This is a genomic window from Streptomyces sp. CY-1 (assembly GCF_047218265.1).
Classification (GTDB): Bacteria; Actinomycetota; Actinomycetes; order Streptomycetales; family Streptomycetaceae; genus Streptomyces; species Streptomyces niphimycinicus.
In genome coordinates this window covers 1914567-1940855 of record NZ_CP178393.1, presented here as the reverse complement: position 1 = coordinate 1940855, position 26289 = coordinate 1914567, and the positions used below count along the sequence as shown (strand labels likewise).

18 protein-coding genes, 1 pseudogene and 1 riboswitch are annotated in these 26289 nt (G+C 71.6%); of the genes and pseudogenes, 10 read left to right on the top strand and 9 right to left on the bottom strand.

The window, feature by feature from the left end; translation table 11 throughout:
• Positions 1–24: 24 nt before the first annotated feature.
• A complete protein-coding gene (locus ACK1X7_RS07990; RefSeq protein WP_385138315.1) occupies positions 25–1206 on the top strand; it encodes an epoxide hydrolase family protein in 1182 nt (393 codons plus the stop codon).
• 39 nt (positions 1207–1245) lie between these two features.
• Positions 1246–2100, top strand: coding sequence for an alpha/beta fold hydrolase (locus tag ACK1X7_RS07985; protein WP_390792646.1), 855 nt, complete (start codon positions 1246–1248; stop codon positions 2098–2100).
• A gap of 349 nt (positions 2101–2449) precedes the next feature.
• Here ACK1X7_RS07985 and ACK1X7_RS07980 read toward each other — a convergent pair whose 3' ends face one another.
• Positions 2450–3433: a zinc-dependent alcohol dehydrogenase family protein gene (locus ACK1X7_RS07980; RefSeq protein WP_413114864.1), complete on the bottom strand. Its 984-nt coding sequence runs from the start codon at positions 3431–3433 to the stop codon at positions 2450–2452.
• 103 nt (positions 3434–3536) lie between these two features.
• On the opposite strand from ACK1X7_RS07980, the gene ACK1X7_RS07975 reads away from it, so the two are divergent.
• Positions 3537–4490, top strand: a complete 954-nt coding sequence (locus tag ACK1X7_RS07975; protein ID WP_385138307.1) for an AraC family transcriptional regulator — start codon at positions 3537–3539, stop codon at positions 4488–4490.
• Positions 4491–4610: 120 nt separating this feature from the next.
• Here ACK1X7_RS07975 and metE read toward each other — a convergent pair whose 3' ends face one another.
• The 4 genes from metE to ACK1X7_RS07955 all read right to left on the bottom strand — a co-directional run bounded on the left by metE (position 4611) and on the right by ACK1X7_RS07955 (position 12070).
• Positions 4611–6929: a 5-methyltetrahydropteroyltriglutamate--homocysteine S-methyltransferase gene (gene metE, locus ACK1X7_RS07970; protein WP_413114863.1), complete on the bottom strand. Its 2319-nt coding sequence runs from the start codon at positions 6927–6929 to the stop codon at positions 4611–4613.
• 163 nt (positions 6930–7092) lie between these two features.
• Positions 7093–7302: riboswitch (cobalamin riboswitch) on the bottom strand.
• A gap of 149 nt (positions 7303–7451) precedes the next feature.
• Positions 7452–7661, bottom strand: coding sequence for a hypothetical protein (locus tag ACK1X7_RS07965; protein ID WP_014058984.1), 210 nt, complete (start codon positions 7659–7661; stop codon positions 7452–7454).
• Between the two features lie 147 nt (positions 7662–7808).
• The gene (locus tag ACK1X7_RS07960; RefSeq protein WP_385155896.1) at positions 7809–8723 is read right to left on the bottom strand and encodes a helix-turn-helix domain-containing protein; all 915 of its coding nucleotides are present in this window, start codon (positions 8721–8723) and stop codon (positions 7809–7811) included.
• A gap of 149 nt (positions 8724–8872) precedes the next feature.
• Complete coding sequence (locus ACK1X7_RS07955; RefSeq protein WP_413114862.1) at positions 8873–12070, bottom strand: endo-alpha-N-acetylgalactosaminidase family protein; 3198 nt, start codon at positions 12068–12070, stop codon at positions 8873–8875.
• A 264-nt stretch (positions 12071–12334) separates the two neighbouring features.
• On the opposite strand from ACK1X7_RS07955, the gene ACK1X7_RS07950 reads away from it, so the two are divergent.
• From ACK1X7_RS07950 to ACK1X7_RS07935, 4 genes are all read left to right on the top strand, one after another.
• Positions 12335–13081, top strand: a complete 747-nt coding sequence (locus tag ACK1X7_RS07950; RefSeq protein WP_413114861.1) for a response regulator transcription factor — start codon at positions 12335–12337, stop codon at positions 13079–13081.
• Positions 13082–13197: 116 nt separating this feature from the next.
• Positions 13198–14559, top strand: coding sequence for a sensor histidine kinase (locus ACK1X7_RS07945; RefSeq protein ID WP_398160477.1), 1362 nt, complete (start codon positions 13198–13200; stop codon positions 14557–14559).
• A gap of 72 nt (positions 14560–14631) precedes the next feature.
• Positions 14632–16845 carry a glycoside hydrolase gene (locus tag ACK1X7_RS07940; RefSeq protein ID WP_413114860.1) on the top strand — a complete coding sequence of 738 codons (2214 nt, stop codon included), beginning with the start codon at positions 14632–14634 and terminating at the stop codon, positions 16843–16845.
• Between the two features lie 193 nt (positions 16846–17038).
• Positions 17039–18376: an aldehyde dehydrogenase family protein gene (locus ACK1X7_RS07935; protein WP_413114859.1), complete on the top strand. Its 1338-nt coding sequence runs from the start codon at positions 17039–17041 to the stop codon at positions 18374–18376.
• A gap of 47 nt (positions 18377–18423) precedes the next feature.
• On the opposite strand, the gene ACK1X7_RS07930 is transcribed toward ACK1X7_RS07935, so the two are convergent.
• Positions 18424–18990: a CGNR zinc finger domain-containing protein gene (locus ACK1X7_RS07930; RefSeq protein WP_398160473.1), complete on the bottom strand. Its 567-nt coding sequence runs from the start codon at positions 18988–18990 to the stop codon at positions 18424–18426.
• 318 nt (positions 18991–19308) lie between these two features.
• Between ACK1X7_RS07930 and ACK1X7_RS07925 the strand changes: the two genes are divergently transcribed.
• Positions 19309–19791, top strand: a complete 483-nt coding sequence (locus tag ACK1X7_RS07925; RefSeq protein ID WP_385147768.1) for a molybdopterin-dependent oxidoreductase — start codon at positions 19309–19311, stop codon at positions 19789–19791.
• A gap of 34 nt (positions 19792–19825) precedes the next feature.
• On the opposite strand, the gene ACK1X7_RS07920 is transcribed toward ACK1X7_RS07925, so the two are convergent.
• The 3 genes and pseudogenes from ACK1X7_RS07920 to ACK1X7_RS07910 form a co-directional block, all read right to left on the bottom strand.
• The gene (locus ACK1X7_RS07920; RefSeq protein ID WP_413114858.1) at positions 19826–20677 is read right to left on the bottom strand and encodes a putative RNA methyltransferase; all 852 of its coding nucleotides are present in this window, start codon (positions 20675–20677) and stop codon (positions 19826–19828) included.
• Between the two features lie 145 nt (positions 20678–20822).
• Positions 20823–21068: pseudogene (locus tag ACK1X7_RS07915) on the bottom strand (transcriptional regulator); the annotation flags it as partial.
• 234 nt (positions 21069–21302) lie between these two features.
• A complete protein-coding gene (locus tag ACK1X7_RS07910; RefSeq protein WP_385147762.1) occupies positions 21303–22421 on the bottom strand; it encodes a glycoside hydrolase family 99 protein in 1119 nt (372 codons plus the stop codon).
• Between the two features lie 184 nt (positions 22422–22605).
• Between ACK1X7_RS07910 and ACK1X7_RS07905 the strand changes: the two genes are divergently transcribed.
• Positions 22606–23400 carry an IclR family transcriptional regulator gene (locus ACK1X7_RS07905; RefSeq protein WP_216344249.1) on the top strand — a complete coding sequence of 265 codons (795 nt, stop codon included), beginning with the start codon at positions 22606–22608 and terminating at the stop codon, positions 23398–23400.
• 237 nt (positions 23401–23637) lie between these two features.
• Positions 23638–26106, top strand: a complete 2469-nt coding sequence (locus tag ACK1X7_RS07900; protein ID WP_413114857.1) for a PQQ-dependent sugar dehydrogenase — start codon at positions 23638–23640, stop codon at positions 26104–26106.
• The last annotated feature ends 183 nt before the right edge of the window (positions 26107–26289 follow it).

Genomic DNA, 26289 nt, shown 5'->3' with positions numbered 1-26289 from the left:
GGGGCCGGTCCTAGCGTTCGAGGTGTGCCGACTTACCCCGCGGGCGCGGTGACGCCCGACATCGAACCGTTCGCCATCTCCGTTCCCGACGCCGATCTCGACGACCTGCGCTCCCGGCTGGACCGGGTCCGCCTGCCCGAACCGGAGACCGTGGCGGACACGTCCCAAGGTGTGCCGCTGGACCGGATGCGGGCGCTCCTCGCGGCGTTGCGCGAGGTGGACTGGCGGGCACGCGAGAAGACCTGGAACGCCATCGGCCACTTCCGCACCGTCATCGACGGCCTGGAACTGGCCTTCTGGCATGTGCGCTCGCCTGAGCCCGCGGCGACACCGCTGCTGCTGACACATGGCTGGCCGGGGTCGATCCTGGAGTTCGAGCAAATCATCGGCCCGCTCACCGATCCGGCCGGCCACGGCGGCGACCGGGCCGACGCCTTCGACGTCGTCGTGCCGTCGCTGCCCGGATTCGGCTTCAGCGGCCGTCCCGCGGAGACGGGATGGAATCCCGCCCGGACGGCCGACGCCTGGGCCACGCTGATGAGCCGCCTGGGATACGACCGCTTCGGCGCGCACGGCGGCGACTGGGGCGCGTTCATCAGCACCGAGCTGGCCCGCCGGTTTCCCGCGCGGGTGATCGGCCTGCACTTGACGATGCCGGTGGCCTCACCGCTCCCGCAGGACCGGGAAACCGCCACCCCGGCCGAGGCGCGCATGATCGAACGGCGTGATCTGCACCTGGCCGACGGCTACGGCTTCGGGATCCAGATGGGCACCCGGCCCCAGACCCTCGGCTACGCCCTGGTCGACTCGCCCGCCGGGCTGGCCGCCTGGCTGGGCGAGAAGTTCGCCGCCTACGCCGACACCCGGGCCGAAGCCGGGGGAGGGGTGAGCCTCGACCGGCAGGCCGAAGGCATCGCGCTGTACTGGCTCACCGGGACCGGAGCATCCACCTCCCGCTGGTACTGGGAGGCGCTGCGCTGGACGCCGCGCAGCGCCGAAGAGGAGAACGCCCGGCCCGTGACCGTCCCGACCGCGTGCTCGCTGTTCCCGGCCGAGCCATGGCCCACGGCCAGGCGCTGGGCCGAGCGCCGCTATACGGACCTGCGCTCCTGGCGCGCATTGGACCGAGGCGGTCATTTTCCGGGGCTGGAGCAGCCCGACGTGCTGGTGGAGGAGGTGCGGGCCGCCTTCCGCGGTCTACGGTGACGGACCGCACTCCGGTCCCGAGGCGTCAAGGGCGCGACGATGTCCGCTCGAGCTCGAGCCACCCCGTTGCTGTTTCTGCACGGCAATTGGCATGGGGCCTGGTGCTGGACCGAGGTGATCGCCGCTCTGGCGGGCTCCGGCCGCTCGGCGGTCGCGGTGGACATGGCGGGGCACGGGCTGCGCGCACGCCGGCCCGCCTGCCTCACCAGCCGCCCCTTCGACGCCGAGGCACTGGCCACCGAGGTCTCGCCGGTGGCGGACGTGGATCTCGACCAGGCGGGTGACCTCCTGGTTTCGCAGATCAGGCGGGTCGGCCGGGGCGGCCCGGTCACGGTGGTCGCCCACAGCATGGGTGGCACCGTGCTGACGCGGGCCGCGGAGCAGGCGCCCGAGTCGGTGGCCCACGCGGTGTATCTGAGCGGGCTCATGCCCGCCTCGGATGTTCCGGCCCTCGCCTGCCTCCGGATGCCCGAGAACGCGGGCGCCCTCGTCCAGTCCTGCGTCCGGGCCGATCCCGCCGCGATCGGGGCGCTGCGGCTGGACCTGGTCTCGGGCGACGCGGCGTATCGCCGGCAGTTGCTGGACGCGCTCTACGGCGATGTCGACCGGGCCGTCGCCGAGGCCGCCTTCGGACTGCTGACGCCCGACGCCCCGATCGGCATCGTGTGCGGTACCACCACCCTCACCCGCGACGGCTGGGGCTCGGTCCCCCGTACGTACATCACCTGCGCACGGGACATGGCGGTGCGCCCGGCCCTCCAGAGGAAGTTCATCAGCGACGCCACGGTGGCCTTCCCGGACAACCCGACCGCGGTCGCGGCGCTCGACTCCTCCCACTCGCCGTTCCTGTCCATGCCGGGGCAAGTGGCGGATCTCGTAGCGGAGTTGGGTTGATCCGGTCGGGGCTCGGTCTCTGCGGACCGGACGTCCAGAGGCCGAGCGGCGTGCGGCACGGTGAACCGTTCGACGGCGTCCCAGAGTTCGCGCTCGCGCAGTTGGCCGGGCTCTCCGTCGACTACATCCTGCGGCTGGAGCAGGGGCGCGCGAACCAACGGCTCGCCGCGCGCCTGGGCGACGTCCCGGCCTCAAGGACGCCGCCTCCCGCTACCCCGCCGACGGCCGGCTCCAGCGCCTGGTGGCGGAACTGCGGGCGTAGTCCGATGTGTTCGCGTACTGCTGGGCCCCCTGGACGACGGCCGCCCAGCACACGAGCGACCGGAAGACGATCCGTGGCCGTACGTGCTCAGTGGCTGATGACGACCTTGCCGAAGCGTGGGCCCGTCTCGAAGTGTGCGAACGCCTCCGGCGCCTGCTCGAAGGGGACGACACGGTCGATGACGGGCCGCAGCCCGTGCCGGCCGATGACCTTGTTCATCCGCTCGAAGTCGCTCCGGCTGCCGACGCTGATCGACCTGAGCGTGGCGGCGCGGCGGAAGAATCGCGTCACATCCATCCCGCTGCCCGACGCGAGATTGCCGACCAGGGCGATCTGCCCGCCATGGGCGACCGCGTCGATGGACTGGGCGAGCGTTCCGGCGCCGCCGATCTCGACGACACGGTCGGCACCGCCACCGGTGAGGGCCTGTACCCGTGCGCCCCACTCCGGTGTGCTGACGTAGTTGACGACATCGGACGCGCCGAGCGTGCCGAGCCGCCGGGCCTTCTCATCGCTGGATGTCGTGGCGAGCACACGCGCGCCGGCCAGACGGGCGAACTGCAACGCGAAGACCGACACCCCGCCCGAGCCCTGGACCAGGAGCGCATCGCCCGGGCCGACTCCACTCACCGCCGACCACGCGGTGAGCGCGGCACACGGAAGCGTGGCCGCTTCCTCGAAGGACAGATGCTCCGGCACGGCGACCAGGCTCTGCTCGTCGACGGCGAGGTATTCGGTGAGCCACCCATCGCGCTGTGTCCCGTGCAACTCCCCCCACCCGGGGAACCGACCGTACAGCCAGGTCGGATGGAAGGTGCTCACCACGCGATCCCCCACCCGGAACCGCGAAACCCCGTCCCCGACGGCCTCCACGACCCCCGCGCCGTCGGAGAGCGGGATCCGCCCCGGCGGCACCTCGATGGAATACCTGCCGGAGACGATGAGCAGATCGCGCGCGTTGATGGAGCTGGCTTTCACGCGGACGAGCACTTCGCCCGCCGACGGAGTCGGCACCTGACGCGTGGCCGGGGCCACCGGGCCGCCGCCCGCCACCACCTGGAATGTTCGCATTTCCCCTCCTTTGTTCTTGGACCACTCCACGATAGGGCGGCCCGGCTGGACGATATGTATCCTGGCGTCCACGGCTTGGCGCAGATCGTCCAGGAGGGTGGAGATGGATCCCATCGACGACCTTCTCGCCACCATGAAGATCGAGGACGCGCGATATGTGCGGGTGGACGCCCATGCGCCGTGGGGCATCTCGTTCCCTCCCCGGGACCTCGCCCGGCTGGTCCTGATCTCCAGTGGTTCCTGCCGGCTCGTCGCGGACACGCTCGCCGGGCCGCAACGGCTGGAGGCGAACGACTGCTTCCTGGTCCGCGCGGGCGTGAGCTTCACGCTTCAGGACACCGAGGGCAGCGAGGTCGTCGACTGCGACGGACTCATCTCCCAGGCTCCCGGCGGCGCGGCGCGGGTCGGGGGCGACGGTGAGCTGACGCGGATCGTGTCCAGCCGGTTCGCCTTCGACGCCGTGGCGGCCGAACCGCTCTTCGCGCTGCTGCCGCCGTTGTTCCGGCTGAACCTGGACCACACCGCCGGCCACCTCCTGCGCACCACGTTCGATCTCATCGCGAGGGAGAGCGCCGCAGGCGGGCTCGGCGGTGGCTTCATCATGAGCCGGCTGTCCGATGTGCTCTTCGTCCAGGCACTACGGACCTGTTGCGCCGATGTCGGGGGCGGCGCCGTCGGCTGGATCGCCGCACTGCGAGATCCCCGACTCGCCGTCGCCATGCGGGAGTTGCACACGGACCTGGCCCATCCGTGGACGGTCGACGAACTCGCCCGCAAGGCGGGGATGTCACGCTCGGCGTTCGCCGCCTCGTTCAAGGAGAAAACGGGGGATACCCCGCTCGGCTACCTCACCTCATGGCGCATGTACCGGGTGAAGGTGCTGCTCCGGGAGACGCCGTTGAGTGTCCAGGAGATCGCGGTCAGGGTCGGCTATGACACGGGGAGCGCGTTGAGCCGTGCCTTTTCGGCCAGGGAAGGCGTCACGCCCGGGGCCTGGCGGAAGTCGATGGACACGGCGCACCGTGCGCGTCCCCTGTCCGGCGCGACAGCCGCCTGACCACGGGAGAGCCTTCGGCATCCGGCAGCGGGGCCGGAGCGCGACGTGGCGCGCTCCGGCCCCGGCCGGTCGTCCGGATCAGGACGCGGACTGTCCGGGTCAGGACGTGGACTGTCCAGGTCAGGACGCGGGCAGCTCGCCGCGGACCGTACGGGCCGCGGCGACCAGGTTCTCCAGCGAGGCCCGGGTCTCGGGCCAGCCGCGGGTCTTCAGGCCGCAGTCGGGGTTGACCCACAGCCGCTCGGCGGGGATGGCCTTCAGGCCGGTGCGGAGCAGTTCGGCCGCCTCCAGCGCGCTGGGCACGCGCGGGGAGTGGATGTCGTACACACCGGGCCCGGCCTCGCGCGGGTAGCCATGGGCGGCGAGCTCGCGGGCCACCTGCATATGGGAGCGGGCGGCCTCCAGACTGATGACATCGGCGTCGAGGTCGTCGATCGCCTGGACGATGTCGCCGAACTCGGCGTAGCACATATGGGTGTGGATCTGGGTGCCGGGCCGTACGCCACCCGTGGTGAGGCGGAAGGCTTCGGTCGCCCAGGACAGATAGGCGGGCCGGTCCTCGGCGCGCAGCGGAAGGGTCTCGCGCAGGGCGGGTTCGTCCACCTGGATGACCGAGGTCCCGGCCGCCTCCAGGTCGCCCACCTCGTCGCGCAGGGCGAGGGCGACCTGGCGGGCGGTGTCGCCGAGGGGCTGGTCGTCGCGGACGAAGGACCAGGCGAGCATGGTGACCGGGCCGGTGAGCATGCCCTTGACCGGGCGGTCGGTGAGGGACTGGGCGTAGGCCGTCCAGCGCACCGTCATCGGCTCGGGGCGCGAGATGTCACCGGCCAGGATCGGCGGGCGGACGTAGCGGGTGCCGTACGACTGGACCCAGCCGTGCTGTGTGGCGAGATAGCCGGTGAGCTGCTCGGCGAAGTACTGGACCATGTCGTTGCGCTCGGCCTCGCCGTGCACCAGCACATCCAGGCCGGTCTTCTCCTGGAAGGAGATCACCTCCTGGATCTCGGCCTTGATGCGCTCCTCGTACCCGGCCGTGTCGATCCGACCCTCGCGCAGATCGGCACGGGCGCTGCGCAGCTCGCCGGTCTGCGGGAAGGAGCCGATGGTGGTGGTCGGCAGCAGCGGCAGGCGCAGGTGGGTGCGCTGGGCCGTGGCGCGCTCGGCGTACGGCTGGGAGCGGCGCGCGTCGGCCTCGGTGACCGCGCCGGCGCGGTCGCGGACGGCCGGGTCGCGGGTGATGGGGGAGTTGGCGCGGGAGGCGAGCGCGGCCCGGTTCGCGGCCAGTTCGGCGGTGATCGCGTCGGTGCCGCGGGCCAGGCCCTTGGCGAGGGTGACGATCTCCGCGGTCTTCTGCCGGGCGAAGGACAGCCAGCGCAGGATCTGCGGCTCGATGTCCCGCTCGGCCGCCGCGTCGAGCGGCACGTGCAGCAGCGAGCAGGAGGCGGCCACATCGACCCGGCCGGCAAGACCCAGCAGGGTGCCGAGCCTGGCCAGGGACTTCTCCAGGTCGTTGACCCAGATGTTGCGGCCGCCCACGACACCGGCGACCAGTCGCTTGTGGGGCAGCCCGCCGACGGCGGCCAGCGCGTCCAGGTTGGCGGCGGCGGCTTCCGTGAAGTCCAGCGCCAGCCCCTCGACCGGGGCCTTGGCCAGCACGGGCAGGGCCTCGCCGAGCCGGTCGAAGTACGAGGCGACCAGCAGCTTCGAACGGTCGGTGAGGGCGCCGAGATCGCGGTAGGCGCGGGTGGCGGCGTTCAGTTCGGCCGGTGTGCGGTCCTGGACCAGGGCGGGCTCATCGAGCTGCACCCACTCGGCACCGGCCGCCCGCAGATCGGCCAGCACCTCGGCGTACACCGGAAGCAGGCGGTCCAGGAGGGTGAGCGGCTCGAAGTCCGCGGGCGCGCCGGGGGCGGGCTTGGCGAGGAGGAGGTAGGTGACGGGCCCGACCAGGACCGGCCGCGCGGCCAGACCGAGGCCGAGGGCTTCCCTCAGCTCCGCGACCTGCTTGGCGGAGTCGGCCCTGAACACCGTGTCCGGGCCCAGCTCCGGAACCAGGTAGTGGTAGTTGGTGTCGAACCACTTGGTCATCTCCAGCGGCGCGACATCCTGCGTGCCGCGCGCCATCGCGAAGTAGCCGTCGAGCGGATCGGCGGCGACGGCCTCCCGGTGGCGGTCGGGGATCGCGCCGACCATGACGGTGGTGTCCAGCATGTGGTCGTAGTACGAGAAGTCACCCGTGGGAACTTCGTCGATACCCGCCCCGGCAAGCTGCTGCCAGGTGGCGCTGCGCAGTTCGGCGGCGGTGGACTTGAGCGCGTCGGCGGTGACGCGGCCCTTCCAGTAGCCCTCGATCGCCTTCTTCAGTTCCCGGTTCGGGCCCTGGCGGGGGTAGCCGTACACGGTGGCCCGTGCTGCCGCGGCTGCGGACTTCGGTGTCACGGAGATCTCCTTCGCGAGATGAATCCCTGAGATCCCGGCGACGGGAGGAGAGCGCGAAGGGTGACGTACCGGGCTTTCGGCCTCGCGCGGCAAAAGCCTGGCCACTGCCCGGTATGTACGCCGACCCGCCCTCGAGGTCACCGAGATGTCCGCGCACGAGTGGTTCGTACGCGGGCAGATGGCAGGTCTTCGGACTCACGGGCGCGTCCTCTTGGGGGAGGACACCTAATGGCCGTCGCTTCCCAGGTCCGTCTCACCGGACCCAGTGCGTATGACGGCGGTCGTTCCCGCTCACCGCTGCGGGGCAGTCCCGGATTCCCACCGGGTTCCCTCTTACGACGCATCCCGCCTGGCCGACGGGGCGAACCAACTACGCCCGCCAGCCTACGGGGCCGTCCGGCGCTGTGCAGGGGGCGGTCCGGAATTCGGGACGGTGAATTGGAACACGCGATGGCCGAGGATACGGCCGGTGCCGCCCGGGCCGACACCGGCCGCACCCCGCCCATCAGCGAACTCAGGGGATCAGCACGCGCCGGAGTCCGACCCGCCCGCCAGATTGACCGGGACGGTGACGAAGGAGAACTGGTTGCTGGCACAGACCCCGGGGAAGGCCGTGCTGCTGGAGTTGTTGACGGTGACATCGGGCGCGTCGTCCGCGATGGCACCGCCCGCGCCGACGGCGAGGGACGCGGCGGTGAGGGCGAGCGTGGACAGGGCGGTCCGGATACGCATGGGAACTCCTTGCTGAGGATCTGCCGCCGGATATGACCGGCTTCGCATGCATGGTGCCCCTTTGGCGGGGCAATCGCGGCCCACCATCCCCCCAATGGCGGAAGCCGCCCCCCGCAGCCGTCCGGCCGGCTTAAGGCGGACTTCCGGTCATCCGCCGCCGCGCCGTCCGTCGTCCGCCGGTGCGGACGGCGGGATCGTCGGTGGGCGGCTGGGGTCGGGGATGCGGTCGGTGAAGCCGCCGGGGACCGAGCGGCACTGCTGCTCGCGGAAGTGGACCGGTGCGGTGCCCACTCGGCGGGCGAACAGTCTGCTGAAGTAGGCGGGATCGTCGTAGCCGACGCGGCGGGCGATGGCGGCCACCGGGAGTTCGGTGCCGACCAGGAGTTCCTTGGCGCGGCCCAGCCGGATGCCGAGGAGGTAGTCCTTGGGGCTGCACCCCGCGCCGCGGCGTACCGCGGTGCGCAGTTCGGCCGGTGTCATGCCGTGGCGGGCGGCGTGTTCGGTCACCGAGAGCGGCTGGAAGGCGTCCCGGGCCAGGGCCTGGAGCACCGGATGTCCGTCGGCGCCGGTGTCGGCGCGCAGGCGGCGGAGGGCGACGAGGAGTTCATGGACGGCGGCTGCGGTCTCGACCTCCAGGAACGGGTTGCCCTGGCGTGCGGCGCGGGCGATCCGGCCGATGGCCGTACGGGCGGTGGCGGTGTCGGTGAGCGCGACCACGGGGCCGTCCGCGTCGAGATAGCCCAGGTCGGCGTAGGCGGCGGTGGCCGGTCCCGTGAAGTCGACGAACGCCTCGTCCCATCCGGTGTGCGGGTCCGGGGCGTAGTGGTGGGTGACCCCGGGGGTGAGCCAGAGCAGCGCGGGTGCGGTGACGGTGCGGCGGCGGCCGTCCGCGCCGCGGAACCAGCCGCGGCCCGCGCTGATGACCACGGCCACATGGTGGTCCAGGACACGCGGGCCGACGACGGGCAGGACGCCGTGCTGGAGGCCGACCCCCAGACACACCAGGCCGAGCCGGTGATGGGCCGGGCTCGGCGTGAAGTACCGCATCCAGGTGTGATACATCCGCGGCGCCCTCCGGTCGGCTGCTCCCATCTCGCCGATCTTCGTCCACGGACTGCCCGGCCGCCAGGGGGAGGGGATGACCAGGGGTGGGGGTGGCGGAGGGAGCCGGCCCGCGGATGTCCTCGCGCTGCCCCGCTCCCTCCGCCGTGTCAGTCCAGCTCCGCCACCGTGAAGGAGTCGAGCGTGAACTCCGCGGTACCGCTGTCGCCGGTCTTCCGCAGCCCCACCCACATCTCGCCGTCCGCGGGCGCGGTGACGGTGTAGCTGTGGGTGGCCCGCCCGGTGGCGGCGGGCAGGGGGGTGCGCTCCAGTTCGCGCGGTTCGGGGTCGTCCACGGCCGTGATCCAGGCGTACTGACCGGCCGCCTCGTTGGCGTACGTCAGGCTCACCCGGTAGCGCCGCCCCGGGCGGAAGCGGGCGGTGTGGGGCACCGTGCGGTAGACGAGGCCCGCGTTCTCGCCGCGTGACTTGAGGGACTGGCCGCCTTCGAGCACATCGTCGATCACCTTGCCGTTCCATCCGGCCTGGGTGAACGGGGCGTGCCGCTGGGCGATATGGGTGCGGGGGTCGGTCACCCCGCCCGCGTCGCCCTTGACGAACGGGCCCCAGCCCTGGGGCACCCGCTCGAAGTCCTCGTACACCAGGGTGCCGGGCTTCGCCGTGCGCTGGGCCCGCACCACCCGCAGCCGGTCGAAGCGGACCCGGGCGCCGCCCTCGGCCACCGCCAGGGTGAGGATGACCGGTCCGCCGCCGTCGGGCACGGTGAAGGAGGTGAACATCCGCTGGAAACGGGTGCCGTGTTTGCGGTCGGCGGCCATGTGGTTGGCGGCGGTCGAGGTCTCGGTCCAGTTCTCCGCGGTGACGCCGTCGGCGGTGTGCACCCGCAGCGCGGCCCGCCGCCGCTCACCGGCCTTCGCGCCCACTTCCACCTGTACGGAGGCCATATAGCCGCCGGGGGCCAGCCGGTCGAGTCGCTGGCCGACGGTGGCGGCCGCGCCCTCGCCGATGACCAGCTCGTAGTCGCCCAGCGCGCTGCGTTCGACGGTGGCCGGGCCGGTGGTCTGCCAGCCGCGCAGCGAACCGGAGTGGAAACCGGGGTCGTACAGCGGAGTGCCCTCGCCCCAGCCGGGGGCCGCCTGGGCGCGGGCCCGGGAGCGCAGCACCACGTACGGGACGTCGGGGTCGGCGGTGATGCTGATGTGGCCGTCGCGCACCGCCAGGGTGACCGGCTCGGCGCGCCCCTGGTCGGTGAGGCGGTACAGCACCACGGACCGCTGCCCCGACCAGCCGCGCGGCAGCGGCCAACGGCTGGTGCCACCGGCCGGGTTGTAGTGGTAGAGCTTGGCCGGGTCGGTGGCCTCGCGCGGCTCCCAGGGCAGCAGATAGCCGCCGCCGTCGTACACCAGCCGCCCGTCGGTGGTGATGCGGCGGACGCCACCGGTGTCGGTGACCGAGGTGCCGCCGGGCCCCTCGAAGGTGATCTCGTGGTCGTCCCAGGTGCGGATGGGGTACGCCTGGAGGTACTTGGCGGGCAGGCTGTGGGTCCAGATGAGCCGGTAGAAGCCGGTCCAGTCGGTCTTGCCGGTCCAGCCCTCGAAGTTGCCCATCCGGGGGATGCCCAGCAGGGTCGGCCACTTGTCGGCGAAGACGTCCTTCTGGTGGTTGCGGATGAAGCGGATGAGCCGGGAGTTGATACCGCGCGAGGTGTCCGGGCCGTAGTCGGTCTCGGTGGCCCAGTGCGACCACAGCGAGGAGCGCTCCAGTCCGTGACCCCATTCGGTGGACAGCCGCCAGCCCTGGTCGCGCAGGGCCCGCTGGAGCCGGTCGGAGTTCCAGCCGGACTCACGGAAGACGTCGATGTAGAGCGCGGCGAGGGCCGGGTCGGTGTCGTTCCGCAGATCCTGGAAGCGCTCGATGATGTCGCCGGAGACCAGGTCGCGGCGGGGGTCGATGCGGTAGGACTGGTCCAGCCAGTCCCACTGCTTGTCGTTTTTGTCGACCAGCGTCTCGGAGAAGGCGTTGGCCACCGGATAGGACTCGGTGGCGTTGACGTGCACCGCGAAATCGCTGTTCCAGTGGCGCCCGGAGCGCAGCAGGGTGTTGAGGTCGGCCAGGCCACCGGCGCGGGTGTTGTAGTTGCCCGCGTAGTCGGGGTGGGCGGAGTCATGGCCTTCCGACTGATAGCCCTTGAGCAGGGTGTACTGCCGTAGTCCGTCGGTGGCCAGCGCGATCCGTTTGACGTTGTCGAGGGTGTCGAGGAAGGGATTGGTGGCCTGGCTGGCGAAGTTGAACGGGATGTGCGGGACGACCCGCAGATGCTGTTCGTCGGCGCCGAGCGGGTTGACCATGATGTCGCGGAAGGCGATGGCGGCGTCCTGCCAGTCGACCACGCCGTCGCCGTTGCGGTCCCGGGTGAGGACCACGGTGGCCCAGGGCAGCGGTTCGGTGGCGCCGACGGCCGCGGTGGCGGCCCGGTGGGTCCACTCACCGCAGGTGAGCCGGGCGGTGATCTGGCCGTCCTCGCGTACCGTCTGCCGCCACAGCCGTCCGTTCTCCCAGGTGGTGCCCGCGGCGGCGGAGGGCTTGTCCCAGACCGTGTTGGTCTCGACGGCGGCCGCGAGCCGGTCGGTGCTGACGACGGCGTAGGCGCAGCCGACGGGCGCGTCGTCGGTGGGGGTGTCGGCCGTGGGCCGGACGGCGGTGTCACCGCTCTTGGCCTGGTCGAGGTCGATCCGGGCGGCCAGCAGGGTGGCGCCCGGCTGGTCGGCGCGGACGCTGAGGAAGGCCAGCCCCGGGATGCGCAGGGTGCTCACGCGCAGCGCGTCGGTGTCGGCGATCCGGGTGACCCGCCAGTCGACCTGCCATTCGCTGACCCGGATCCGGATGTCGATCTCGGCGTCCGGACCGGAGCCGGACGAGCCGGCGGTGTCCGTGCCGGAGGTGTCCGCACCCGACGTGGCCGTGGTCGCGCCGAAGGCGAGGGTGTAGCTGATGTGGTCCGGGCCGCTGGTGACGGCGGTGATGTGCGGGGTGCGTTCGACGCCGTCGATGAGCACCGAACGGACCGGCTCCCACTGGCCGTGCAGCAGTGCGCCGGTCTCACGGTCGATGTACGCGACGATGCGCGGGAACTCCGGGTCCACCCGGACCTCCAGCCGCTTCGACCGCAGCGTGCGCTCGATGGCGCGGGCGTGTGCGGCACCACGGCCGGGTGCGGTGTCACGGGCGTGGGCGGTGCCACCGCCGGTGCCGATGGCCGTTCCGATTCCGGCCAGTGTGGTGGTGACCACGACCGCTCTGCGGCCGGGCCATCCCTCCTTCGGCCGCCCCTCCTCTGCGTACGTCAACGCGCCGGCTCCTCCCTCGCTGGTGAGAATGGTGCTCCACCTTGGGACGGCGGCGGGGCGGCCGCCCATGGACAAGTGCGCGCGGGTGTTGGACTAACGGGCCGTACCGTCGGCGCCCAACGGGTCGTGGCGGCGGCGACCAGGCGGGCGCCGTGCCCCCGGCCGATCCGCACCCGCCCATCGTGGCCGACGCCGTTAAGAGTGTTCTAAGAGCGTGTTCTGCCAGGGTGGGCACTGACCTGTGCCCATCCGAAAGGCCCCGTGATGTCCGCTGCCGCGTCCTCCCCGTCCGGCCGGGGAAAGCCCACCGACCCCCGGACGGCGGCCGTGCTGGTGGTGGACGATGATCCGGAGGTCCGCGCCGCACTGGTGGACGGGCTGGCCGTGGAGGGATACGAGGTGCGGGTGGCCGGGGACGGATTGGCGGCTCTCAGCGCGATCGCCGCCGCACCGCCGGATGCCATCGTGCTGGACCTGGCCATGCCGGTGATGGACGGGCTGGCGGTGTGCCACCGGCTGCGCGGACTCGGCGACCGTACGCCCGTCCTGGTGCTCACCGCCCGGGACCAGATCAGCGAGCGGGTGGCGGGGCTGGACGCGGGGGCCGACGACTACCTGGTCAAGCCGTTCGCACTGGACGAGCTGCTGGCCCGGCTGCGGGCGCTGCTGCGGCGTGCCGCGCCCGTCGAGGCCCTCGACGAGAACGTGTCCGGTGTGCTCTCCTTCGCCGATCTGACCGTCGATCCGGAGAGCCGCACCGGAGTGCGTGGCGGACGGCGGATGGAGTTCACCCGCACCGAGTTCGCGCTGCTGGAGGTGTTTCTGCGCCATCCCGGTCAGGTGCTGCCGAGGGAGCTGATCCAGGAGCTGGTGTGGGGCACCGAGTTCGCCTCGGACTCCAACTCGCTGGCGGTGTACATCGGCTATCTGCGCCGCAAACTGGAGGCGGAGGGCGCCGCGCGGCTGGTCCACACGGTGCACGGCATCGGTTACGAACTGGGCGAGCGATGAGCGCCGCCCGCCGGTTGGGGGAACGGCGGTTGGGGGAACGGTGGTCTGGAGAACGGCGGTCCGGCGAACGCCGAGCCGGGAGCCGCCTGACGGGCCGTCTGCCGCTGCGCACCCGGATGGCGCTGATCACCTCGGCCGCGGTGGCGCTGGTGACGGTCGGGGTGTGCGTCGCCGCGTACGTGGTCATCCGCTACGAACTGGTGCGTCAGCTCGACCTCCAGCTCACCCAGCAGGCCACCCTGCTCGCCCAGGAGCGGCGTGACGAGGGCACCGGGACGCTGTACGGCGAATGCCGCTGGCTGGCCGCCCCGGCCTGCGCACAGGTCGTCACCCCGCGGACGGGCACACCGGGACACCCGGCGGGCAAGGACCTGTTGATCCCGGTCACCGACGCCACCCGCCAGGTGGCCGCGGGCACCCGCGGCGCGTACTACGGCGAGGTCACCGTGCGCGGACACCGGATGCGCACCCTGACCACCCCGCTGCGCGGCCCTCGCGCGCTCCAGCTCGCCGTGCGTTCCGACACCGTCGAGCAGGGCGAACGCCAGGCCGCGCGGCTGCTCGCCGCCATCGGCGCCGCGGGGGCGCTGCTCGCCGCCGGGCTCGGCTATCTCGCCTCCCGCCGGGCGCTGGCGCCCGTCACCCGGCTCACCGCCACCGCCGAACGGATCGCCGCCACCCGCGATCCGGCCCATCGCATCGAGCTGCCGCCGGAGGAGGGGCGGCGCGGGGACGAGATCTCCCGGCTGGCCGGGAGCTTCAACACCATGCTCGGCGAGCTGGAGGAGTCGGTGGCCGCCCAGCGCCGTCTGGTGGCCGACGCCTCCCATGAGCTGCGCACCCCGCTGACCGCGCTGCGCACCAACGCCGAGTTGCTGGCCCGTGCCGACCGGCTGTCCCCCGCCCAGCGGGACCGGGCCGCGTCGGCGCTCGGCGGCCAGTTGCGCGAGGTGACCGGTCTGGTCAACGACCTGATCGAGCTGGCGCGGGACGAGGAGCCGCTGCCGCTGGTGGAACCGGTGCGACTGGATCTGCTGGCCGCGCGCTGTGTCGAGGAGGCCCGCTCGCACTGGGCGCACACCGCCTTCACCACGGAGCTGGCCGAGGTCACGGTGGACGGGGTGCCCGCGCGGCTGGCCCGGCTGCTGACCAATCTGCTGGACAACGCCGCGAAGTTCAGCCCGCCCGGCGCCGAGGTGGAGGTCCGGCTGACCTCTGGCGAACCCGCCATCGACCTCACCGTCCGTGACCACGGGCCCGGTATCGCCGCCGAGGACCTGCCGTACGTCTTCGACCGCTTCTACCGCTCCCGGCAGGCACGTGCGCTGCCCGGCTCCGGGCTGGGGCTGGCCATGGCCCGCCAGATCGCGCGGGCGCACGGCTCGGCGCTCGGCGCGGAGGCGGCCGAGGGTGGCGGTGCGCTCTTCCGGCTGCGCATCCCGCGCCACGGGTCCGGCGGTCCGGCTCCGGAGGCGTAGGCCCTCCGAGGCCCTGGCCCTCCGAGACCGCTTCTTAGAAGCCCTCTTATATCGGCTCGCTATCAATGTCCCATGAAACGAACCCACTTCACCGGGCCGCGGGTGACCGCCGCGGCGGCGCTCGCGGGCGCGGTGTCCTGCCTCGCCCTCGCCTCGACCACCCTCGCCTCCACCACCCACTCCGGCACCACCCGCTCCGGGAAGGACGCACCCCGGCCGGTTGTGGTCGGTGGCCATCGGGTGGAGGTCCCGGTGTCGGGCGGCACCGCCACCGTCGACACCACCTCGCTGCGGGTCACGGCCCGTACGGGGCAGGGGACCGTGGAGCTGTCCGCGCCCGCCGCCACCGCTCCCGGGAAGCCCGGCTCGGTGACCACCGCCCCGGGCACCGCCCGCTGGAGCTATCCGGACACCGGACTGGACGTCACGGCCCGCGCCGGTGACAACGGCCGCCTGGAGCTGTCGGTGACGGCCACCGGAAAGGCCACCGGCACGGCCACCGGAAAGGCCGCAGGCACAGTCACCGGAAAGGCCACCGGCACGGCCACCGGAAAGGCCGCAGGCACAGTCACCGGAAAGGCCACCGGCACGGCCACCGGAAAGGCCGCAGGCACAGCCACCGAAAAGGCCACCGGAAAGGCCACCGGAAAGGCCGCGGGCGAGACCGCCCGCACCCTCTCCTGGCCGGTCACCGGCACCGACCGGCGCGCCACCGCCGTACAGTTGCCGCGCGGTGAGGGGCTGTCGCTGCCGGTGGCCGACCGCTTCTGGAACTCCTCCCGGGCCGATCTGGTCGACACCGACATGGCCATGGAGTCGGATCTGTCGATGCCGCTGTGGGGTTACACGCTCGGCGACCGCCAGGGCGTGAGCTATCTCGTGCCGAGTGACATCGGCACATCGCTGCGCGTCACCTCCGACGCGGGCAAGCTGCGCACCGCCGCCACCCACCGGTTCTCGCGCGCCGACGGCACCACGCGGTACACCGTGGCCTTCTCCCTCACCGACGGCTCCCCGGTGGCCGCCGCCCGCGACTACCGCGCCTGGCTCGGCGAGCACGGACAACTGAAGAGCCTGCGGGAGAAGATCCGGGAGACACCGGCCACCGGGAAGCTGCTCGGCGCCTTCCACGCCTATCTGTGGGGCGATGCCCGCAAGGCCGACTTCATGGGCAGGCTGCGCGGTCTCGGCGTGGACCGCATGTGGCTCGGCTACGACGCCGACGACCGGCCGATGGACGCCGCGGCCACCGCGGCCGCGAAGCGGGCGGGCTATCTCGTCGGCCCGTACGACTCGTTCGCCAACGGCCAGGACCCGGCCACCTCCGACGCGCCGACGTCCACCTGGCCCGGCACGGTGTACCCGGACTTCTGTGTCCGGGACGCCGATGGCAAGCCCGTCCCCGGTTTCCACGACCGCGGCTGCTATCTCTCCTCCGAGGCGTTCGAGAAGGCCGAGCCGCGCCATCACTATCTCGCCGACCGCACCCGCGAGATGACCAAGGCGGGCGCCGACAGCTACTTCCTCGATGTGGACGCGGCCGGTGAGCTGTTCCGCGACCACAGCGCCGCTCACCCCATGACCAAGGGGCGGGACCGCGCCAACCGGCTGGCCCGGATGAAGCGGCTGTCCGACCGCGGGCTGGTCCTGGGTTCGGAGTCCGCCGGGGCCTGGGCCAACCGGGACCTCGCCTTCGACCACGGTTCGGGCACCCCGGTGGCGGGCGGTCTGTGGACGGCGCAGCGCGACAAGGAGACCTGGGGCGGCTACGCCCCCGCCGACGCGCCGGGCGTCTTCTTCAAGCCCGTGGAGCTGCCCGCCGATGTGGCGAAGGCGATGTACGACCCGGTGTACCGGGTGCCGCTGTACGAGACCGCGCTCCATGACTCCGTGGTGAACACCGAGCGCTGGGAGCTGTCGTACGACAAGCTGCCGCGGCAGAAGACCGACCGCGCGCTGCTCGGCATGCTGTACAACACCCCGCTCAACTTCGTGCTCACCGGTGACTCGCTGAAGCAGCACGGCCACGAACTCGCCACCCTCCAGAGGTACTTCGCGCCCCTGCACAAGGCGGCCGGTGCCGAGCCGCTGACCGATTTCCGCGCGCTGACCGCCGATCGCACTGTGCAGCGCACCGTCTTCGGCGACGGCACCCTCACCGTCACCGCCAACTTCGGCAGCACATCCCACAAGGGCCTGCCCGGTGGCTGTGTGGACGCGAGGCTCCGCGACGACACCGCGCCGCGGCGGCTGTGCCCGGCCACGGTGAACGGAACCGCCGGGTAATCGCGCGGCGCCATCGGTGTGGAAGCCGCCCGGCCGGGACGGGCACGCGTACATGGTCCATCAACCATAGAAGATCACGTGCGGGGGGTCATGTGTGCTATAACGTAAGCGTCTAAATCCAAAAGGCGCTTACGTCACTGTCCAGCACACCCTGCCCGCGGGCCGGGCCCCTTTCCATAGAACGGGATGCCCCATGACCACCACCTACCCCGCCTTGACCGAGACCGACGCCGCCGCCCTCGTGGCGCGGCTGCGCGAGACCCATCGCAGTGGCCGCACCAAGTCTCTCGCCTGGCGCCGCGAGCAGCTCACCCGGCTGCGCGCGCTGCTGACCGACAACCGTGCGGCCATCGCCGACGCCCTCTGGGCCGATCTGCGCAAGAACCCCGCCGAGGTCGACCGCGCGGAGATCGACATCACGGTCCGCGAGATCGACGACTGCCTCGAGCACCTGGAGGAGTGGCTCGCCCCGCAGCCCGCGGAGGTCACCGTCTCCCATCTGCCGAAGGGGACCACGGCCCGCACCGAACTCGACCCCCTCGGTGTCGCCCTGGTCCTCTCGGCCTGGAACTATCCGATCTATCTGCTGCTGACCCCCGTCGCCGCGGCGCTGGCGGCCGGTAACGCGGTGGTCATCAAGCCCTCCGAACTCGCCGAGCAGACCTCCGCCCTGCTGGCCCGGCTCCTTCCGGACTACCTCGACACCGAGGCCACCGCCGTGGTCGAGGGCGGCGTCGCGCAGACGACATCGCTGCTGGCCCAGCGCTTCGACCACGTCTTCTACACCGGCAACGGCACCGTGGGCCGGATCGTGATGCGCGCGGCGGCCGAGCATCTGACCCCCGTCACCCTTGAACTCGGCGGCAAGTCGCCGGTCTTCGTCGACCGCGACGCCGACCTCACCGCGGTCGCCGCCCGCATCGCGTCCACCAAGTTCTCCAACGCCGGACAGACCTGCGTCGCCCCCGACTACGTCCTCACCGACCCGGACACCGCCGAGGCGCTGGCGGTCGCCCTGACCCAGGCGATCGAGAAGCTCTACGGCAACGACCCGCAGGCCGCCGACCACTACGGTCGCATCGTCAACGAGCGCCACTTCGACCGCCTGACCGCACTGCTCGGCTCCGGCCGTACCGTGACCGGCGGACAGAGCGACCGCGCCGAGAAGTACATCGCGCCGACCGTGCTGATGGATGTGAAGCCCGACGAGCCGGTGATGCGCGAGGAGATCTTCGGTCCCATCCTGCCGATCCTGACCGTCGCCGACCTCACCGAGGCCATCGCCTTCATCAACGACCGCGACAAGCCGCTCGCGCTCTACGCCTTCACCGAGAACGACACCACCCGGGCCCGGCTGATCGCCGAAACCTCCTCGGGTGCCGTCAACTTCGGCTTTCCGATCTTCCATCTGACCGTGCCGACCCTGCCGTTCGGCGGTGTCGGGGAGAGCGGCATGGGCAACTACCACGGCCGCTACTCACTGGAGACGTTCAGCCACCGCAAGGCGGTCCTCGACGTCCCGCTGAGCTGACCCTCATCCGCGTCTTCGCGAGGGAGTTGGCGAGACCCGGTCCGGTGTCAGCTTCCGGGCCGGGTCTTCTTCCGGGCTCGGTACGCGGCCACATTGCTCTTGTTGCCGCAGACCTCGTATGAGTGCCAGCGCTGGGTGCGACTGCGCGTGGTGTCGTAGAACACATGGCCGCACAGCTCGTTGGCGCAGATGCGGATACGGGGCCAGGTGCCGTCGGAGACGAGTTCCGCCACCGCCAGGGTGATGCCACCCACCACGGGGTCGCCGCTCACCTGCCGCAGCCGCACCGCCCCGGGCTCCGAGAAATCCTGCCGCAGCGTGACAGCGGACGCCCGCTCGGCCAACTGGGCCCAGCCGGATGCCGCCCCGGCGCTGTCCGGCGCGGACGCGATGTCCATGAGGATGGTGCGCAGCCCGCGGATCTTGGCGATGCGCTGCGGTGCCGGCGCCTCCGCCGCGGGCTGGCCGAACGGGCGCAGAACGGCGCCCGCCGTCTCCGGGGTCTGGAGCGTGTCCGGAAAGCCGGGGCCGTGCGGCCGGGAGTTGAGCAGGTCCACCATCGCCGCCGCGGTCGCGGGAATCCGCCGCGCTGAGTCCGATTCTTCTCTGGCCACCCAGCCACCATAGCACATGGTCTATTGGCAAATGAGACTTACATCCTGCTGGCGATCTCGCTGGGCTCCGCGGGGCTGGGCAGGGCCTGGCAGGCGACCTCACCGTCCTGGTCATCCCGAGACGCTCGTCCACGCTGGCCGGCGCTGGCGCCTGCGGACCGGGAGCCCGGACCTCGGATGAGTCGGGTGCTACGCCGCAGATGCGAGGGGAAGGCAGCCTTGCACCTCGTATCAGCCGGACCTTTGATCCTTCAGCATGGCATGTGCGTTTGCGCGGGACGGGGGGTCGGGTAACGGTCCTCCAGGAGGTGGTAGCCCGTGAGTGACTCCCTCGTAGCCGCCGGTACGGCCGCCGGTCCGGTGGCGGAGCTCGCCCTCACCGGCGATGTGACCCGTCCGGCCCGGCTGACGGTGTCCGAACTGCTCTCCTGGCCCCAGCACCGGGCACAGGTCAGCTTCGACTGCTCCACCAATGGCATCCAGCGGCACCGCTTCACCGGACCGTATCTGCATGACGTCCTGGTCTCCGCCGGTCCCGCCTTCGACCCCGCCCGGCGCAAGGACCGCCTGCGCTTCCTGATCGCCGTGCGCGGCGCGGACGGCCACCGCGCGCTGCTGTCCTGGGCCGAGATCGACCCGGACTTCGGCCGAGCCCCCGTCCTCCTCGCGGTCACCATCGACGGCACCCCGCTCGACCGCGCGGGACCGCAGCTCGTCCTGCCCCAGGACCGCTGCGGCGCCCGGTACATCAGCGGCATCGAGGCGATCCGCGTGGACGGCGGATACACCGTCTGGAGCTGACCGGTGCCGGGCGCAGCCCGGTGGGCCCGGGGCGTCAGACCAGCGGACGGTAGGCGGTGAGCGTGACGGACAGCGTCACCTCGCAGGGCTCGGGCAGCAGCGCGACGCGCTCCCTCAGCCGCTCGCCCTGCTGGTGCCAGGCGTTGGGCCCCATCCCCACCAGTTGCGGCACGGCCTGGTGGTCCAGCGTCATGGTGCTCCGCGAGCGCTCCCGGGCCACCTCGGTGAAATGCGCCGAGAACCGGTCCGCCAGCCGCTCGTCCTTCTGCTCGTCCACCCGCAGCAGCCCCAGGGCCTCCACCAGCTCCCGTAGATGATCCGGCCGGGGCGTCACCACCAGCAGCACACCCTCGGGGCGCAGCATCCGCCGCAGCTCGGCCGGATTGCGCGGTGCGAAGACATTGAGGACCACCGACGCGGCCCCGTCGGCGAACGGCAGTTCGTCCCAGGCGTCGGCCACCACCGCGCTGATACGGGGATGCGCCCGCGCGGCCCGGCGGGCGGCGAACTTGGAGATGTCCAGCAGGACGCCCTCTGAGCCCGGGAACTCCGACAGCACCCGGGCGAGGTGGTAGCCCGTGCCGCCGCCGATGTCCACGACGCAGCCGGGGTCCCCGCTTGTCGGCGCCGGTGCCGTCTCGCGCGCCAGCGCGGCCAGAGCCCCGGCGATCGGTGCGTAGTGACCGGCGGCCAGGAAATCCGCGCGGGCCGCCACCATCTCCGCGGTGTCCGCGCTGAACTTGGCGGCCCCGCGCAGCAGATTCACATAGCCCTGCTTCGCCACGTCGAAGCTGTGCCCCTGGGAACACCGCAGCGCGCCGTCGGCCATCGTCAAACCGCCGGAACAGTAGGGGCAGCGAAGGTGCCGAACCGCCTCTTTCCGCATCGTGTCCCCCGTGCCGCTGTTGTCCTGACAGGAGCTCAGCCTATGCACATCCCGCCGGAGCGGTGCGGCCGGGTCTCAGTCGGCCGGTGACGCCGACAGATGCTGGTCGGCGGCGCAGGAGGCGAGGATGCGCAGTCCGTCGTGGGATGATGTCCATGCGCCGCCCCATGACGACGGCCGGGGTGGCGGTGAGGTCGTCCAGCAGCCGCCGCAATTGCGGCTGGACTTTCTGCCGCGCCCGGCGCCGGGGGCGGGCGATTTCCTTCCGGCGCAGACCTGCCACCCGACGCGGGCCCGCGCTGTCGGGCAGTCCGACGGTACGGGGGCTGAGCTCGGCCCGGCGGACCTTGAGGAATTCGCCCAGTTGGTTGAGGTACGCGTCGGGACTCAGTCTGCGCGAGTCCGCGTGCGGGTGCGAGCCTGGAAGCCACGCCCCGGAAAAGGCACCGAAGCGACATCGAAGCGACACGCATCATCTGCGCCGGCCAGGAGCCCTCCCGGATACGTGCCAACATGGTGCGCTTCTCCCCGGGCGCCCACACCGCCCGGTCCTCGACATCCAGCGCGGTTCGCCGGGGCCCCTGGCACCGGGGCCCCTGGCACCGGGGCCCCGGCACACCACACCTCAGCGGCGGCGAGCCGTCTCGAACCGGGCCACCCAGTACGCGGTGCGGTCGAGATACGCCGTCTCGGCCGCGGCGCCCGTCCTCCCGTACGCCCCGCTGTAGGTCCGGTAGCTCTGCGCGGTGGGCGGGGCGGAGGCCGCGGGCTCGATCTGGCTGCCCTCGTGCCACTCGTTGAACGAGGTGATCGAAACCCAGGTGGGCGGGCCGCCGTTGGCGGGGGAGAGGGCGTTGTTCCACTCCAGGTCGTAGGTGGCGCCGTCGTTGCGCTCCAGGGTGGGCGTGGTGTTCCCGGGCACGGCGCGGTCGTCGAGGTAGCCGGGGCCGATGGACGGTGCCCAGACCATGCCGTGGTCACGGCAGTACGCGGCCGGACCGGCCCACTGCGGGTTGTTGCCCGCGGCGATGGCGTCATAGGTGTACATGCCGCCGAAGTGCGCGACCTTCGACACATCCGTGGTCTGGGCCAGCACGATGGCGCGGTCGGCCACCTGGTCCAGCGGGGCCCAGTCGGCGATCCGCAGGGACTCGAAGACGTAGTACGCGCCGCGGTCGCCGTGCGCCGCGTCCCGGTGGAACGCCGGGTGGCCGCCGTACCGCTGGATGAGATAGCCGATGTCGTCCACCACGGACTGCGCGGTGCGCCCGGCGTACGGCTCGATATGCCAGGCCACCTTCAGCCCGCGCGCGGCCGCCGCGTCCAGGAGCGGTGGCACCCGCTGGTCCTCGTAACCGCCCTGCCCCCACCAACTGGTGACGAGCACACCGGTGCCGGCCTGGGCCAGCCACCCCATATGGCGGTCGACCACGGCGCGGTCGCCGGAGTCGTATGCTCCGGCCGCCGGGTAGAAGTCGGAGCCGATCCGGTCGGGCGGGGTGAGGCCGCCCTGGGGCCAGTGGCGCCAGGAGCCGTTGACCGCCGGGCTGCCGTACCAGGGGTAGTAGAAGATGTGCACGTTCGGCGAGGGGGCGAGACGGGGCGCGGCGGCGGCTGACCCGGGGACGGCGGGCGTGGCGGCGGCCGCCCGGCCTCCCGCCACGGCGAGCGCGGCGCCGCCCAGGGCGCCGGCGGCCGTGGCCGTCAGAAAGGTCCGGCGACTGGTGCCGGGACTCTGTGCCATCTCATGTTCCTTCCGTGGGGGGAGGAGCGCATATGAGCCCCTGCCTCATGCCGAAGCGTTCAGAAGACCGAATGACGTTGGAGTAACGGAACATAGGCTTGCCGTGATATAGCGTCAAGACAAGCTGCGTAAGGTGTCGGCAACCGGGGCCAGCGGGGCGTCGGGCCGAGGAGCGGAGGCTGGCGTGGAATCGGTGTCGGGAGCAGCGCGGGTCCGGCGTCACGAGGACGTCAAGTCCGCGGCGCGCGTCCTGGAAGTGCTCGAACTCCTCGGTGCCGAGGGCGCCCGGCTCTCCCTCGCCGACATGGCGAGCACCCTGGCCGTGCCCAAGAGCAGCCTGCACGCCGTACTGCGCACCATGGAGTCCCGCCGCTGGGTCGAGACGGACCCGTCGGGAACGCTGTACAGCCTCGGCCTCAAGGCGCTGCTGACCGGCACCGCCTATCTGGAGAGCGACGACCTCGCCGGGATCGCCGGGCCCGTGCTCGACCTGCTGGCCGAGGAGACCGGCGAGGCCGTCCACCTCGGGCGGCTGGACGATACGGACGTCGTCTATCTGGCCAAACGCGAATCCCGCCATGCCCTGCGGATGTACTCCGCGGTCGGCCGCCGGCTGCCCGCGCATGCCACCGCGCTCGGCAAGGCGATCCTGTCCCAGTACGACGCGGCGGAGATCCAGCGCCGGCTCAACTGGCCGTTGCCGGCGCTGACTCCGAGCACCGTCACCGACCCGGACGAGCTGCTCGCCCAGCTCGCCGACGCCCGTAAGCGCGGCTGGGCACAGGACGAGGGCGAGAGTTCGGTGGACATCCGCTGTGTGGCGGTCCCGCTCGGTACCGGCCACGGCGGCGGCGACGCGATCAGTTGCTCGGCGCCGCGCAGCCGGATGGACGACGCCCGGCTGAGCGAGATCGCCGTCCATGTCACCGAGGCGGCCCACTCGTTGCGGACCCTGCTGAGGCGCCTCGGCGAGCACTGAGCCCCGCACGCCACCGCACACCGCCGCGCACCCCGGGCCGGACCGGATCCGGGTACGGTCATTGACACCGCTCCTGAACCCTCATTACGTTCGAATGGACGATTGCCATTCGGCTACCGGAATGGGTACGGGCACAAGGGTCCCCTCCACCCTGCCGAAGGCCCGTACCGCGGCGCGACGGCGCGCGCCTGTGCTCAGCACTTCCGCGAGTATCCCCACTGCATACGGAGGACCTTCGTGCACAGGAAACGCCTCGGACTGCGCAGATCCCTCGCGCTGTTCGCCGGAACACTGCTCACCGGAGCCACTCTGACGCTCACCGCCCCGGCGGCGGACGCCGAGCCCGACCCCGACCGGACGGCCGCCGCCCCCGCGGCCCCGGTGTTCCAGCAGGTCACCCTCGCCAAGGGGGTGGCCGAGACGGGTGAGCCGATGTCGCTGGCCGTGTTGCCCGACCGCTCGGTGCTGCACACCTCGCGCGACGGCACCCTGCGGCTCACCGACGCGGCAGGCACCATCAAGGTCGCCGGCACCCTGCCGGTGTACAGCCACGACGAGGAGGGGCTCCAGGGCGTCGGGGTCGACCCGGGCTTCAGCGCCAACCGCTTCATCTACCTCTACTACGCGCCGCCGCTGAACACACCGGGCGGTGACGCCCCGGAGAACGGCACGGCCGCGGACTTCACCAAGTTCGACGGCGTCAACCGGCTCTCCCGGTTCGTGCTCAAGACCGACGGCACCCTGGACCGGGCCAGCGAGAAGACCGTGCTGGAGGTCAAGACCTCCCGCGGCATGTGCTGCCACGTCGGCGGCGACATCGACTTCGACGCACAGGGCAATCTGTATCTGTCGACCGGCGACGACTCCAACCCCTTCGCCTCCGACGGCTACACCCCCATCGACGAGCGGGCGAGCCGCAATCCGGCCTTCGACGCCCAGCGCAGCGCGGGCAACACCAACGACCTGCGCGGCAAGATCCTGCGCATCAAGGTCAAGGCGGACGGCTCGTACGACATCCCGGCGGGCAACCTCTTCGCCCCCGGCACCGCCAGGACCCGCCCCGAGATCTACGCGATGGGATTCCGCAACCCGTTCCGGATGAGTGTCGACAAGCCCACCGGCGTGGTCCACGTGGGCGACTACGGGCCCGACGCGGGCAACGCCAGCTCCACCCGAGGCCCGCAGGGCATGGTGGAGTTCGCCCGGGTCACCAAGGCGGGCAACTTCGGCTGGCCCTACTGCGTCGGCAAGAACCAGCCGTACATCGACTACGACTTCGCCACCGGCACCTCCGGCTCCGCCTTCAACTGCGCCGCGCCGAAAAACACCTCGCCGAACAACACCGGCCTCACCGATCTGCCCCCGGCCCAGGCCGCCTGGATTCCCTACGACGGCGGGTCGGTGCCCGAGTTCGGCTCCGGCTCGGAATCCCCGATGGCCGGACCGGTCTACCGCTACGACGCCAACCTCAACTCACCGGTGAAGTTTCCGCAGGAGTACGACGGTGACTTCTTCGCGGGAGAGTTCGGCCGCAAGTGGATCAAGCGGATCGACCAGGGCGCGGACGGCACGGTCGGCTCCATCAACGCCTTCCCCTGGACCGGCACCCAGGTGATGGACATGGCCTTCGGCCCGGACGGCGCGCTGTACGTCCTGGACTACGGCACCGGATGGGGCGCGGGTGACGCCAACTCGGCGCTGTACCGCATCGAGAACGTCGTCGGCGGCCGGGCGCCGGTCGCCCAGGCGTCCAGCGACAAGACCTCGGGCAAGGCCCCGCTCCAGGTGAAGTTCTCCTCATCCGGCACCAGCGACCCCGACGGCGACGCCATCAGCTACAACTGGGACTTCGGCGACGGCGGCAAGTCCACGGAGGCCAACCCGGCGCACACCTACTCCGCCAACGGCACCTACACCGCCACCCTGACCGCCCGGGACCCCGGTGGCCTGACCGGTACGGCGAGCGTCCACATCACCGTCGGCAACACCGCGCCGACGGTCACCCTGGAACTGCCCGGCGACGGCCAGTTGTTCACCTTCGGTGACAAGGTGCCCTTCCGGATCAAGGTCAGCGACCCGGAGGACGGCACCATCGACTGCGCCAAGGTGAAGATCACCCACCTGCTCGGCCACGACAGCCACGCCCACCCCATCACCTCGGCCACCGGCTGTGAGGGCACCCTCCAGACGCTGGCGGACGGGGAACACGACGAGAACGCCAATATCTTCGGGGTCTTCGACGCCGAATACACCGACAAGGGAGCGGGCGGCCAGCCCGCGCTGACCACCCACACCCAGCATGTCGCTCAGCCCAAGCACCGCCAGGCCGAGCACTACACCGCGTTCCAGGGCATCGAGCAGGCGAGCCACTCCACCGCGCACGGTGGCAAGACGGTCGGCTTCACCGACAACGGCGACTGGATCTCCTTCAAGCCGTACCTCCTCAACAACGCCACCAAGCTGACGGCCCGCATCTCCTCCGGCGGACCCGGCGGCACCATCGAGGTCCGCGCGGGCAGCCCCACCGGGACGCTGCTGGGAACCGCGACCGTGCCCGCCACCGGCGGCTGGGAGAACTTCCAGGACGTGAGCGCCACGCTCGGCGGCGCCCCCTCGGGGACGACGACGCTCTACTTCGTCTTCAAGGGCGTCACCGGCCAGGGCAACCTCTTCGACCTGGACGACTTCACCTTCACCACCGGCTGAGCCGGGACCGAGCAGGGCCGCGCCGGACCACCCGAGGGGAATCGCCGGACGGCCCTCGCGGCGGGGAGGAGAACGCCGACTCCTCCCCGCCGCATTTCCGTGCCCGCTGTCAATTCTCTTATCTGACACAGCCGATGGAAGGCCGCTCATTTTCCTCCTGACAGGGCGTCGGACCGCTTCCTT

Bases quoted from the DNA above. Each gene is read 5' to 3' on its own strand.
- ACK1X7_RS07985 (WP_390792646.1), top strand. From the start codon at position 1,246: ATGTCCGCTCGAGCTCGAGCCACCCCGTTGCTGTTTCTGCACGGCAAT.
- ACK1X7_RS07980 (WP_413114864.1), bottom strand. From the start codon at position 3,433: ATGCGAACATTCCAGGTGGTGGCGGGCGGCGGCCCGGTGGCCCCGGCC.
- ACK1X7_RS07975 (WP_385138307.1), top strand. From the start codon at position 3,537: ATGGATCCCATCGACGACCTTCTCGCCACCATGAAGATCGAGGACGCG.
- ACK1X7_RS07965 (WP_014058984.1), bottom strand. From the start codon at position 7,661: ATGCGTATCCGGACCGCCCTGTCCACGCTCGCCCTCACCGCCGCGTCC.
- ACK1X7_RS07960 (WP_385155896.1), bottom strand. From the start codon at position 8,723: ATGTATCACACCTGGATGCGGTACTTCACGCCGAGCCCGGCCCATCAC.
- ACK1X7_RS07950 (WP_413114861.1), top strand. From the start codon at position 12,335: ATGTCCGCTGCCGCGTCCTCCCCGTCCGGCCGGGGAAAGCCCACCGAC.
- ACK1X7_RS07945 (WP_398160477.1), top strand. From the start codon at position 13,198: ATGGCGCTGATCACCTCGGCCGCGGTGGCGCTGGTGACGGTCGGGGTG.
- ACK1X7_RS07940 (WP_413114860.1), top strand. From the start codon at position 14,632: ATGAAACGAACCCACTTCACCGGGCCGCGGGTGACCGCCGCGGCGGCG.
- ACK1X7_RS07935 (WP_413114859.1), top strand. From the start codon at position 17,039: ATGACCACCACCTACCCCGCCTTGACCGAGACCGACGCCGCCGCCCTC.
- ACK1X7_RS07920 (WP_413114858.1), bottom strand. From the start codon at position 20,677: ATGCGGAAAGAGGCGGTTCGGCACCTTCGCTGCCCCTACTGTTCCGGC.
- ACK1X7_RS07910 (WP_385147762.1), bottom strand. From the start codon at position 22,421: ATGGCACAGAGTCCCGGCACCAGTCGCCGGACCTTTCTGACGGCCACG.